We start from the raw sequence: 11,358 nt of genomic DNA, 5'->3' as shown, positions 1-11,358 counted from the left end.
CTGTCAGGACCCGCTATACTTTCCCTTCTTCGTTGGCCCGGTAGCTCAGTTGGTAGAGCAGCGGATTGAAAATCCGCGTGTCGATGGTTCGATTCCGTCCCAGGCCACCAGAATTTGAGCCCCAGGAGATCGCCAGATTCCTGGGGCTTTGTCGTTGTCTGTGCGTGGTTCTGCAGGCGGGTTCTGCGGGCGGCGGCATCTGTTGGACGATCAGCGGTATAAGCGTGCGCCGATCTTGTCCGCGAGGCCGGCGGCCTATACTGCATGGGCCGGCACGGCGCCGGTCCCGCGCAGCCGAAAGCGCCTGCCCCCAAGCGGCGGGCGGCCTTCGCGAAGCCGCACGGGAACCTCACACACGGAGTTTCACGGTGACACGAACAGACGCTAAAAACGGCGCACTCGTGCTGTTTTCCGGCGGCCAGGACTCGGCCACCTGTCTCGCATGGGCGCTCGACCGCTACGACACCGTCGAGACGCTCGGCTTCGATTACGGCCAGCGCCATCGCGTCGAACTGGAGTGCCGTGAGGGCTTTCGCGCCGCCATCGCGCAGGCGTTCCCCGAGTGGGGCCAGCGCCTCGGCGACGATCACATGATCGATCTCTCGGTGCTCGGCACGATCAGCGATACGGCCATGACGCGCGAAATCGAGATCGAGACCGCGGCGAGCGGCCTGCCGAATACGTTCGTGCCCGGGCGCAATCTGATGTTCATGCAGATCGCCGCGGCGATCGCCTATCGGCGCGGCCTGCGAGTGCTCGTGGGCGGCATGTGCGAAACCGATTTCTCGGGCTACCCCGACTGCCGCGACGACACCATGAAGGCGCTGCAGGTGGCGCTGAACCTCGGCATGGACAGCCGCTTCCTGCTGGAAACGCCGCTCATGTGGCTCGACAAGGCCGACACCTGGCGTCTCGCGCAGCAACTGGGCGGCGATGAACTGGTCGAGCTGGTGCGGGTCGAGACGCATACGTGTTATGTCGGCGAGCGCGCCGAGTTGCACGAGTGGGGTTTTGGCTGCGGCGAGTGCCCGGCCTGCAAGTTGCGCAAGCGCGGCTACGAAGCTTTCCTCGCGGGCGAGAAGGTCACCGAAGCGCCGGTTTGAGCGCAGTCCGGGTGCCGGTTTGACTGCCGCTCTGACTGCGTGCGGCGCGTGGGGCCTGTGAGAGCGGACAGCCTTCGGACCGTCCGCCGCTCGCACATGAGGCAAGTGCCGGGGGAAGTGCCGGAACAAGCGCCGAACTCACCATCACGATCCGATCAGGTAGCAGGATGACTTACGCGGTAAAGGAAATTTTCTACACGTTGCAGGGCGAAGGCGCGAACGCCGGGCGTCCGGCCGTGTTCTGCCGGTTCGCCGGCTGCAATCTGTGGTCGGGCCGCGAGGAAGATCGCGCCGAGGCCGTATGCCGCTTCTGCGACACCGATTTCGTCGGCACCGACGGCGAGAACGGCGGCAAGTACCGCACGCCCGAAGAACTCGTGGCGATGATCGCGTCGCTCTGGCCCGAGGGCGAAGGCAACCGTTTCGTGGTGTGCACGGGCGGCGAGCCGATGTTGCAGATCGATCAGCCGTTCGTCGACGCGCTGCACGCGGCCGGCTTCGAGATCGCCATCGAAACGAACGGTTCGCTGCCGGTGCTGGAGTCGATCGACTGGATCTGCGTGAGCCCGAAGGCCGACGCGCCGCTCGTGGTGACGAAGGGCAACGAGCTGAAGGTGGTCGTGCCGCAGGAAAACCAGCGCCTGGCCGATTATGCGAAGCTCGACTTCGAGTACTTCCTCGTCCAGCCGATGGACGGCCCTTCGCGCGACCTGAACACGAAGCTCGCCATCGACTGGTGCAAGCGCCACCCGCAATGGCGCCTTTCGATGCAGACTCACAAGTACCTGAACATTCCCTGATTTTTCCCCGATTTTTCCCTGAAGCACCGTGCTCACGATCACCCGAAAACTCGAATTCGACGCGGGCCACCGCATCCCCGACCACCGCAGCCAGTGCCGCAACCTGCACGGCCATCGCTACGTGCTGGAAGTCACGCTGCAAGGCGACACCGTGGAGACCGAGGGCGCGCCCGACCGCGGCATGGTGATGGACTTCGCGGACGTGAAGGCGCTCGCGAACCAGCATCTCGTCGATCGCTGGGATCATGCGTTCATCGTCTATGAAGGCGACACGCAGGTGCGCGGCTTTCTCGACACCATGCCGGGCCACAAGACGGTCGTGATCGACCGTATCCCGACGGTCGAGAATCTCGCGGCCATCGCGTTCGAGATTCTCGCGAACGTGTACGACGCGCACTACGGCGTCAATCTGCAACTGCACAAGGTGCGCCTCTACGAGACGCCGAACTGCTGGGCCGAAGTCGTCCGCGACTGAAGCCTGCGCTTTCCCGCCCCCAAAGCCGGGTTTTCCGTCCGGCGGCCCGATTTATTGTCGCGGTATGATCGCTACCGCCAGGCCGCGCACCACCGCGCGCGGCCGGAAACCATAACGGAGCGAGACATGCGGGCCGTACCGTTGCCGGGAGCGTGTGCCCCCGCGCACCGTGCGCATCCGGCAGCCTCGCCGGGAGCCGGGCGATGAGCACCTTCACCAATCCCCTCAAGGAACGCCTCAAAGAAGCGGGGCCGCTGTTCGGCCTGTGGCTTTCGATGGGCAGCGAGACCGCCGCCGAAGCGCTCGCGCACGCCGGTTTCGACTGGCTGCTGATCGACATGGAGCACGCGCCGAACGACAGCGCCGACACCGTCGCCCAGCTGCGCGCGATTGCTGCGGCGCACCTGCCGACCGAGCCGGTGGTGCGTCTGCCGACCAGCGAGCCGTGGCTCGTCAAGCGCGTGCTCGACGCAGGCGCGCGCACGGTGATGTTTCCGAATATCGGCTCGGCCGAGGAAGCGGCGCTGGCCGTGAGCTACACGCAGTATCCGGGCGAGCACACGCCCAGCGGGCGCCGCGGCGTGGCGGGCGTGGTTCGTGCTGCGGCCTATGGCATGCGGCGCGACTACCTGCACGGCGCGAACGCGCAGATCGCGACGATCCTGCAAATCGAATCGGCCGCGGCGCTTGCCGAGGTCGAGCAGATTGCCGCGACTCCGGGCGTGGACTGTCTTTTCGTCGGCCCGGCCGATCTGGCCGCGAGTCTCGGCCATCTGGGCGATTCGAAGCATCCGGACGTGCAGGCCGCGATGGCCCGCATCGTCGCGGCGGCGCGCAACGCCGGCGTCGCGACCGGCATTTTTGCGATGGATGCCGCGCAGGCGAAGCAGTATCGCGAACAGGGTTTCAGTTTTATCGCGTTGGCCGCCGATGTCATCTGGCTCGTGCGCGCGACGCGTCAGGCGCTGCAGGAGGCGAGATCGTGAAGCGTAGGGTAGTGATGAAATTGGCGCGTGCCGCAGTGGCCTGCGGCGCCGTGACGGCGGCGATGGCGTGTCTCGCCGCAGGGGCATCCGGCGCGAAAGTATCGAGCGCCGGCGCCGACCCGCAGACGGCGAACGCCGTCGCGGACTACAACGCGGGCAACCTGGGCGCCGCGCGCACCGAATTCAGCGCGGCGGCCGCACGCGGCAACCGGCTCGCGGAGTTCGACTACGCGATGATGCTGCTCAACGGCGAGGGCGGCGCGGCCGATGTCGGCGAGGGCCGCAAGTGGCTGCACAAGGCCGCCGAGGCGAACATGTCGCACGCGCAGTACGTCTACGGGAAGATGTACGACGATGGCGATTTCGTCGAGAGGAATCCGGCGGAGGCACACCAGTGGTTCCTGAAGGCGGCGAAGCAGGGCCACACCCAGGCGGAGCTCGCGCTTGCCAACCAGTACCTCGACGGACGCGGCACCGCGCGCGACAACAAGCAGGCGTTTTACTGGTACAAGAAGGCCGCCGAAGGCGGCGACATGACCGCGCAGTACGTGGCCGGTTCGTTCTACGAGCGCGGCGGCGACGGTGTGCCGAAGAACATCAACGTCGCCCGCGCGTATTATGCGGCGGCGGCGGCACAGGGCGACCAGGTGGCGCTGCTCAAGTACCGGCAACTGAGCGCGCAGTTGCAGAAGTCGGCGCCGGGCGCGACGCAGTGAGGACGGCGCAGCGCGCTCCGGTTCAACAGCAAACGCGCGGAAAGCGCGCCGCCGCAACTAGCTCTGCATCAGCCGCTTCTGGCGGCCCACACTCATGATGAGCCCGATCGCGACACCGAGCGTCGTGAGCGCGGTGCCGCCATAACTCATGAACGGCAGCGGCACGCCCACCACGGGCAGGATGCCGCTCACCATGCCGATGTTCACGAACGCATAGGTGAAGAAGGCCATGGTGAGCGACCCGGCCAGCAATCGCCCGAACAGCGTCGCGCCGTTCGCGGCGATATAGAGCCCGCGCGCGATCAGACACATGTAGAGCGTGAGCAGCACGAGGCCGCCCGCCATGCCGAACTCTTCCGAGAACACGGCGAAGATGAAGTCGGTGTGCTTTTCGGGGATGAACTCGAGGTGCGACTGCGTGCCCTTGAGCCAGCCCTTGCCGAGCGGGCCGCCCGAGCCGATCGCGATCACTGCCTGGATGGTGTGGAAGCCCTTGCCGAGCGGATCGGAGGTGGGATCGAGCAGCGTGCAGATGCGGTGCTTCTGGTAGTCGTGCATGAGCGGCCAGTTCACCTGCGGCTGGCAGATCTTGTCCTGGAACGCGGCGATCGACCCGACCGCGATGACACCCGCGATCAGCACCGGCACGATCAGCTTGAACGAGAGCCCGGCGAAATAGATCACGAACAGACCCGCCGCGAACACGAGCACGGCGGTGCCGAGGTCCGGCTGCTTGGCGATGAGGCCCACCGGCACGAGCAGGATCACGAAGCCGACCACGAAGTCGTACCAGCGCATCACGCCTTCGCGCCGCTGGTAGTACCAGGCGAGCATGAGCGGCGTGGCGATCTTGAGAATCTCCGAGGGCTGGATCACCACACCCACGTTGATCCAGCGCTTCGCGCCCTTGCGCGTGAGCCCGAACAGCGCCACCGCCACCAGTAGCGCAATCCCGAAGGTGTACGCCGGCACGGCGAAGCGCATGAGCGTGGTGGGCGGCACGTTGGCGAGCGCCCACATCAGCACGAAGGTCAGCATGATGTTGCGCAGCTGGTCCTCGACCCGGCCCGGCATGTCGATGGTGGCGCTGTAGAGCGTCACGATTCCCACGCACAGCAGCAGGAACACCGTGAGCGCGAGCGGCCCGTCGAAGCCGATGAACATCTTGCGGATCGTCTCAAGCACCGCGCGCTTGTCGATCTTGTCGAACTGAAGAAATGGCATGGCGGACTCCTTACTCGTCGATGCCGCCGGTGGCGGGCTTCGGCGGTGCCGGCTGGGCGTCGTCGCGCGGCGGCGCGGCGAGCGTTGCGTCGGGCTCGCTGGCCGGACGGCGCGGGCGATGCGGCGAATTGCGGTGCGCGGCGCTGGCCGCGTTCGCGCTGCTGGCGGGGGCGGCGCCCGAGGCGCTAACGGACGGTGCTGCCGCTTCGGACGCGCCGGAAGCCGCCGCGGCGGCAGAAGCGGCGGCCGCCGCCGAAGCCGCGCCGGGAATGGGCAACGGCGCGAAGCCGGCGGCCACCTTGACCGGCTGCGTATCGGAAACCGGCTCCGGCACGCCGATCACGGGCGCGGAGGCTTCCTGCGCCGCCGAAGCCGCCGCGGCCACTTCGGCCTGCAGCGCGCCGGGCTTCTGCCGGTCGAGGAGGTAATAGTCGAGCACGCGGCGCGCGATCGGACCGGCGGCCTGCGCACCCCAGCCGCCGTTTTCGACGATCAGCGCGACCGCGATCTGCGGCTTGTCGGCCGGCGCGAACGCGATGAAGAGCGCGTGGTCGCGCAGGTGTTCGGCGAGCGCGTGCGCCTGATACTTGCCGCCCTGCAGCGAGAACACCTGGGCCGTGCCGGTCTTGCCCGCCGAGGTGTAGGGCGCATTGGCGAAGATCTGGTAGGCGGTGCCCGACGGGTTCATCGTCACGCCTTCCATGCCGCGCTTCACGACGTCGATATCGGCCTGCGAGACGTTCAGGCGCCCGCTTTCGCTCGGCACGGTGAGGCGCTCGTCGTGCGTGATCGGATTCTCGATTTCCTTGACGAGGTGGGGCTTCATGAGAATGCCGTTGTCGGCGAGCGTGGCCGTGGCGTGCGCGAGCTGCAGGATCGTGAACGAGTTGTAGCCCTGGCCGATCCCGAGGCTGATGGTCTCGCCCTCGTACCACCTCTGCTGCTCCGGCTTGCGGTAGGCCTTGCGCTTCCACTCGGTGGAGGGCAGGATGCCGCGCGCCTCGCCCGCGATGTCGATGCCGGTAATCTGGCCGAAGCCGAGCGGCTTCATGAAGTTGGCGATCGCATCCACGCCCAGGTCGTGCGCGAGCATGAAGAAGTAGGTGTCGTTGGACACCATGATCGCGCGGTTCATGTCGACCCAGCCCTGGCCGCTGCGCACGTCGTTGTTGAAGCGGTGGCCGCCGAACATGTAGTAGCCGGGGTCGGAGAAGCCCCATTGCGGCGTGCGCTTGTGCAGCGTGAGCGCGGCAAGCGCCATGAACGGCTTGTAGGTCGAGCCCGGCGGATAGGTGCCGTGCAGCGGACGGTTCAGCAGCGGGTGGTCGGGCGAGTTGTTGAGATCGTCCCAGGTTTGCTGGTCGATGCCGTCCACGAAGGCGTTCGGGTCGAAGCTCGGCGCCGAGACGAACGCGAGGATGTCACCGGTGGAAGGCTCGATGGCGACGAGCGCGCCGCGCTTGCCCGCGAAGGCCTGCTCGGCCACTTCCTGCAGGCCGATGTCGATCGAGAGCACGAGGTTGTTGCCGGGCGTGGCCTGGGTGCGCGAGAGCGTGCGCACGGGGCGGCCGCCCGCCGTCACTTCCACTTCCTCGAAGCCGGTCAGGCCGTGCAGCTCGGTTTCGTAGCTCTGTTCGACGCCGATCTTGCCGATGTAGTCGGTGCCGTTGTAGTTGTTCGCGTCCAGACGCGGATCGTAGTGCTCCTGATCGCTGTCGTTCTGGTCGCTCATGTCGTCGATGCGCTCCTGGTCGCGCTGCGAGATGCGGCCGATATAGCCGATCACGTGCGCGGCCGTCGGCCCGAGCGGGTACTGGCGGAACAGGCGCGCACGCACTTCCACGCCGGGGAAGCGGTAGCGCTGCGCGGTGAAGCGCGCGACTTCGTCGTCGGTGAGGCGCGTGCGGATCGGCAGGCTCTCGAAGTTCTTCGAATCCTCGAGCAGCTTCTTGAAGCGGCGGCGGTCGCGCGCATCGATCGGGATCACCGTGGAGAGCTGGTCGATCGTGTTGTCGAGCGTGTCGGTGAGCTTCGAGGGCGTGATTTCGAGCGTGTAGGCCGAATAGTTCTTCGCCAGCACGACGCCGTTGCGGTCGGTGATGATGCCGCGGTTGGGCACGATGGGCGCGACCGAAATGCGGTTTTCGTCGGCCTGCAGCGAGTACTTGCTGTGGTTCCACACCTGCAGGTACAGGAAGCGGAAGGCGATCAGCCCGAAACAGACGAACACGAACAGCCCCGCCGCCGCGACGCGCAGGCGGAACTTCGAGATCTGCTGCTGGGTGTCCTTGAATTCGGTCATGCGATCAGTCCGGCCCGCGCGAGCGGATGAGCGGGCCGGGGTACGTGAGAGGTTTTCAAGCGTCTTCCTGCAACGAGCGGCGCGCGCCGCTCAGATGGGCCGGGTGTCGTCGGGATCGACGGGGCGGCGCTGCGGCAGGAGCAGCAGGATGCTCGCCACGGGCCACAGCACGGCGGCTCCGAAGCCGCTCACGAGGTAATCCCAGCCCGGGAACGCGGCGCCCATCAGCAGCCGGATCACGAACGGCACGACCTGCGCGCCGACCAGCATCGGCATCACGGCGAACATCTGCACGCCGAGCGACATCCACAGCACGCGGCGGTGAATCGTGATCGCGCCGTACGAAAGCAGCGTGTACGCGAGCGCGTGCTCGCCGAGCAGGTTGGCGTTGTGCACGTCCATCAGGAGGCCGAGGCAAAACGCGATGCCCATGCCCACCTTGCGCGGCTGGTGAATGTTCCAGAACAGCAGCACGAGCGCGACGAAATCGGGCACGCCGGGCAGCTTGCCCCACGGCAGCAGGTTCAGCAGGAACGCGGCGGCGAGGCTGAACGCGATGAAGTACGGGTTGACCGGCTGGAGAATGTATTGCGGGCGCGGCATCAGTGGGCTCCCTGCGCCTGCGGCCTGGCCGGCTTTGCGTTCGCGGATGCGCTTGCCGGTGCCGCGGCAGCCGGTTTGGCTACGGCGGTCTTCGATTTGTCGTCGGCCTTTTTGTCGTCCGCTTTCTTGTCGCTGCCCCTGGCCGGCTTCTTCTTGTTCGCGGCTTTGGCCGCGGCTTCGGACGCGGCGGCGGCAGCCTCGGCGGCTTCGACCGGATTGGGCGGCACCTGCGGCGTGAAGTGCAGCACCAGCACCTGGCGCGCGCCGCGCACCGCCGCGAGCGGCACGCACACCACGCGCGCGAAGGCGGTGTCGGCCTGCTTGTCCACGCGCAGCACCTTCGCGACCGGCAGCCCTTGCGGATACACGCCGTCGAGCCCGCTCGTCACGAGTTCGTCGCCGGTTTGCACGTCGGCGCTGATCGGCACGAAACGCAAATCGAGCAACGCGCCCTGGGGCGTGCCGTAGATCACGCTGCGCAGCCCCGTGCGGACGATCTCGACCGGCACGGCCTGATCCTTGTCGGTGAGCAGCGTCACTTCGGACTGCATCGGAAAGACGCGCGTCACCTGGCCGATCACGCCGTCTTCGCTCACCACCGGCGCGCCGTTCAGGATGCCCTGCTGCGAGCCGCCGCCGATCACCACCTTCTGCGTGAACGGATCGCGCGTGTCGTACTGGATTTCGGCCGGCGTGGTCTGCGCGCCGATGCGCTGCGACAGATCCAGCAGCGCACGCAGATGCGTGTTTTCGGCCGCGAGCGAGGCCGCTTCGTTGGCCTGCTGCGAGAGCTGGAGATTGCGCGCGTGCAACTGCGTGTTGTCGGCGCGCAGCGTGGCGCTCGTGACGGCGAGGTCGGCGGCGCCCATAAAGAGGTCGCGCGGCACGAGGGCCGCGCGCTGCAGCGGGTAGAGGCCTGCCCCGAGCACACCGCGCACGATTTCGAGCGTCTTGAAGCGGGCGTCGGAGATCAAGAGGGCGAGCGACAGCACGACGAAAAAAATCAGCCGTGCGATTGCCGAGGGGCCTTGCTTGAACAGGGGCGGCGGACTGTATTCCATGGTCGGCGCCGGGGGCGTGTGCGAAAGAGTGAAACGGCGGCGCCGGGAAGGGCGCCTGTCAGCGGACGGCGCGGCGGCCGGGATGCCGCCTCGCGAGGCTTGCCAGGCTCACCCGATCGAGCCGCGCCGACTGCATGAAGAGCGTTACGCTCACTCGTACGAGAAGATGCTGCCGAGCTTGTCCATGCGCTCGAGCGCCATGCCCGAACCGCGCACCACGCAGGTGAGCGGATCTTCGGCGACGAGCACCGGCAGGCCGGTTTCTTCTGCGAGCAGGCGGTCGAGGTCGCGCAGCAGCGCGCCGCCGCCCGTGAGCATCATGCCGCGCTCGGCGATATCGGCGCCCAGTTCCGGCGGCGTCTGCTCCAGCGCGATCTTCACCGACGAGACGATCTGGTTCAGCGGGTCGGTGAGCGCTTCGAGAATTTCGTTGCTGGAGATCGTGAAGCTGCGCGGGATACCTTCGGAAAGGTTGCGGCCCTTCACTTCCATTTCCTTGACTTCGGAACCCGGGAACGCCGAGCCGATTTCCTTCTTGATCGCTTCGGCCGTTTGTTCGCCGATCAGCATGCCGTAGTTGCGGCGGATGTAGTTGACGATCGCTTCGTCGAACTTGTCGCCGCCCACGCGCACCGAGCCCTTGTACACGATGCCGCCGAGCGAGATCACACCGACTTCGGTCGTGCCGCCGCCGATGTCGACGACCATCGAGCCCGTGGCTTCCGAAACCGGCAGACCGGCGCCGATCGCGGCGGCCATCGGTTCTTCGATCAGGTACACCTGCGAGGCGCCGGCGCCGTGCGCGGCTTCCTTGATGGCGCGGCGCTCGACCTGGGTGGAGCCGCACGGCACGCAGATGATGATGCGCGGCGAGGGCGAGAACATGCGCGATTCGTGAGCGGTCTTGATGAACTGCTTGATCATCTGCTCGGTGACGGTGAAGTCGGCGATCACGCCGTCTTTCATCGGGCGGATCGCCTCGATGTTGCCCGGCACCTTGCCGAGCATCTGCTTGGCTTCCTTGCCGACTGCCTGGATGGTTTTCTTGCCGTTCGGGCCGCCTTCCTGACGGATCGAGACAACCGAGGGTTCGTCGAGCACGATGCCCTTGCCGCGCATGTAGATGAGCGTGTTGGCCGTGCCGAGGTCGATGGCGAGGTCGTTGGAGAAGTAGCTACGCAGAAAACCGAACATTCAAAAATCCTGTCTCGCTTGTGGCCGACCTTCGCGGGAATGGTCCAAGGGCGGCAGCGGAAAAAATAACAGCCTCAGGCCGGGCGCGAGGCGCGCCGCGAGGAACCTGACACTGCGGGGATCGTTACCGGAGGGCCGCCCCGTGGCGAGCCACCTTCGTGCCCTTCTTGCGCATCGGCCACACCTTCTGGGGTGCGAAATGCCGCAAGTGGCGGTGAAAGGCGCGCGCAAGGCGGTCCGGGTTTGGGTCGAACGCGTAATGATACCTTATAATTTTGCCTGTTTTGCAGGATCCGAAAGGCAGTTTTTGACAACGCCGAAGCTTTCCTCGAAAGGCGGATCCGGCGCGATAAACCGCTGTTGCAGCACCGTTTTTTTCGCATTGCCGCAACGGCCAGAGCAACCGCCTTTTTTTCCGGTGACCGCATGGCCCTGACCCTGAACGATGTGAAGCGCATCGCGCATCTCGCGCGCCTCGAACTGGCCGACGCCGAAGCCGGCAATACGCTCGAACAGCTGAATAACTTCTTCGGCCTCGTCGAGCAGATGCAGGCCGTGGATACCACGGGCATCGCACCGCTCGCGCACCCGATCGAGCAGATCGAGGACGTGGCGCTGCGCCTGCGCGAAGACGCCGTGACCGAAACCGTCGACCGTGATGCACTGCAGCGTCCGGCGCCCGCGGTGCAGGATGGCCTGTACCTCGTGCCCCGGGTGATCGAATGACGACTACCACGTGCGACCCGATAAATGACCGGGCCGCCGGGCGTTTCGTTCCCGCCGCCTGAAAAAAGCCTCGCGGCGGCTCTCCGATTCTCGCGGGGCGCGGCCAGTCCGGCCCCGAGAAGGCGACCCGGCAGCCCCGGCTCGCCGCCTACGTTCTTCCAGGAACTA

At 66.5% G+C, this 11,358-nt stretch carries 11 protein-coding genes and 1 tRNA gene; 7 read left to right on the top strand and 5 right to left on the bottom strand.

What is annotated here, in order from left to right:
• Positions 1 to 34: 34 nt before the first annotated feature.
• The 6 genes from U5760_RS07160 to U5760_RS07135 all read left to right on the top strand — a co-directional run bounded on the left by U5760_RS07160 (position 35) and on the right by U5760_RS07135 (position 4,080).
• A tRNA-Phe gene (locus U5760_RS07160) sits at positions 35 to 110 on the top strand.
• A gap of 258 nt (positions 111 to 368) precedes the next feature.
• The gene (gene queC / locus U5760_RS07155) at positions 369 to 1,103 is read left to right on the top strand and encodes a 7-cyano-7-deazaguanine synthase QueC (RefSeq protein WP_322010651.1); all 735 of its coding nucleotides are present in this window, start codon (positions 369 to 371) and stop codon (positions 1,101 to 1,103) included.
• Positions 1,104 to 1,270: 167 nt separating this feature from the next.
• Entirely contained in the window at positions 1,271 to 1,903 is a 633-nt protein-coding gene (queE, locus tag U5760_RS07150) for a 7-carboxy-7-deazaguanine synthase (protein ID WP_322010650.1), read from the top strand.
• A gap of 28 nt (positions 1,904 to 1,931) precedes the next feature.
• Positions 1,932 to 2,378, top strand: a complete 447-nt coding sequence (gene queD / locus U5760_RS07145; protein WP_322010648.1) for a 6-carboxytetrahydropterin synthase QueD — start codon at positions 1,932 to 1,934, stop codon at positions 2,376 to 2,378.
• Between the two features lie 203 nt (positions 2,379 to 2,581).
• Positions 2,582 to 3,364: an HpcH/HpaI aldolase family protein gene (locus tag U5760_RS07140; protein ID WP_322010646.1), complete on the top strand. Its 783-nt coding sequence runs from the start codon at positions 2,582 to 2,584 to the stop codon at positions 3,362 to 3,364.
• 14 nt (positions 3,365 to 3,378) lie between these two features.
• Entirely contained in the window at positions 3,379 to 4,080 is a 702-nt protein-coding gene (locus U5760_RS07135) for a tetratricopeptide repeat protein (protein WP_415914064.1), read from the top strand.
• A 57-nt stretch (positions 4,081 to 4,137) separates the two neighbouring features.
• Here the strand turns inward: U5760_RS07135 and rodA are convergent, their stop codons facing one another.
• The 5 genes from rodA to U5760_RS07110 all read right to left on the bottom strand — a co-directional run bounded on the left by rodA (position 4,138) and on the right by U5760_RS07110 (position 10,464).
• A complete protein-coding gene (gene rodA / locus U5760_RS07130; protein ID WP_322010644.1) occupies positions 4,138 to 5,304 on the bottom strand; it encodes a rod shape-determining protein RodA in 1,167 nt (388 codons plus the stop codon).
• A 10-nt stretch (positions 5,305 to 5,314) separates the two neighbouring features.
• Positions 5,315 to 7,606 carry a penicillin-binding protein 2 gene (mrdA, locus tag U5760_RS07125; RefSeq protein ID WP_322010642.1) on the bottom strand — a complete coding sequence of 764 codons (2,292 nt, stop codon included), beginning with the start codon at positions 7,604 to 7,606 and terminating at the stop codon, positions 5,315 to 5,317.
• 90 nt (positions 7,607 to 7,696) lie between these two features.
• Positions 7,697 to 8,209, bottom strand: coding sequence for a rod shape-determining protein MreD (gene mreD, locus U5760_RS07120; protein ID WP_322010640.1), 513 nt, complete (start codon positions 8,207 to 8,209; stop codon positions 7,697 to 7,699).
• Entirely contained in the window at positions 8,209 to 9,270 is a 1,062-nt protein-coding gene (mreC, locus tag U5760_RS07115) for a rod shape-determining protein MreC (RefSeq protein ID WP_322010638.1), read from the bottom strand. The genes mreD and mreC overlap by 1 nt, the downstream gene beginning before the upstream one ends.
• A gap of 150 nt (positions 9,271 to 9,420) precedes the next feature.
• Positions 9,421 to 10,464, bottom strand: a complete 1,044-nt coding sequence (locus U5760_RS07110; protein ID WP_004189550.1) for a rod shape-determining protein — start codon at positions 10,462 to 10,464, stop codon at positions 9,421 to 9,423.
• Between the two features lie 426 nt (positions 10,465 to 10,890).
• Here U5760_RS07110 and gatC point away from each other — a divergent pair, with 426 nt between their 5' ends.
• Positions 10,891 to 11,190 carry an Asp-tRNA(Asn)/Glu-tRNA(Gln) amidotransferase subunit GatC gene (gatC, locus tag U5760_RS07105; protein WP_322010636.1) on the top strand — a complete coding sequence of 100 codons (300 nt, stop codon included), beginning with the start codon at positions 10,891 to 10,893 and terminating at the stop codon, positions 11,188 to 11,190.
• Positions 11,191 to 11,358 lie beyond the last annotated feature (168 nt).

Origin of the sequence: Paraburkholderia sp. J12 (assembly GCF_905220215.1) — a bacterium.
Taxonomy (GTDB): Bacteria; Pseudomonadota; Gammaproteobacteria; order Burkholderiales; family Burkholderiaceae; genus Paraburkholderia.
This window is presented reverse-complemented; position numbering and strand designations above follow the sequence as displayed.

Coding starts and splice junctions, on each gene's coding strand:
- queE (WP_322010650.1), top strand. CDS start 1,271: ATGACTTACGCGGTAAAGGAAATTTTCTACACGTTGCAGGGCGAAGGC.
- U5760_RS07140 (WP_322010646.1), top strand. CDS start 2,582: ATGAGCACCTTCACCAATCCCCTCAAGGAACGCCTCAAAGAAGCGGGG.
- U5760_RS07135 (WP_415914064.1), top strand. CDS start 3,379: ATGAAATTGGCGCGTGCCGCAGTGGCCTGCGGCGCCGTGACGGCGGCG.
- rodA (WP_322010644.1), bottom strand. CDS start 5,304: ATGCCATTTCTTCAGTTCGACAAGATCGACAAGCGCGCGGTGCTTGAG.
- mrdA (WP_322010642.1), bottom strand. CDS start 7,606: ATGACCGAATTCAAGGACACCCAGCAGCAGATCTCGAAGTTCCGCCTG.
- mreD (WP_322010640.1), bottom strand. CDS start 8,209: ATGCCGCGCCCGCAATACATTCTCCAGCCGGTCAACCCGTACTTCATC.
- mreC (WP_322010638.1), bottom strand. CDS start 9,270: ATGGAATACAGTCCGCCGCCCCTGTTCAAGCAAGGCCCCTCGGCAATC.
- U5760_RS07110 (WP_004189550.1), bottom strand. CDS start 10,464: ATGTTCGGTTTTCTGCGTAGCTACTTCTCCAACGACCTCGCCATCGAC.
- gatC (WP_322010636.1), top strand. CDS start 10,891: ATGGCCCTGACCCTGAACGATGTGAAGCGCATCGCGCATCTCGCGCGC.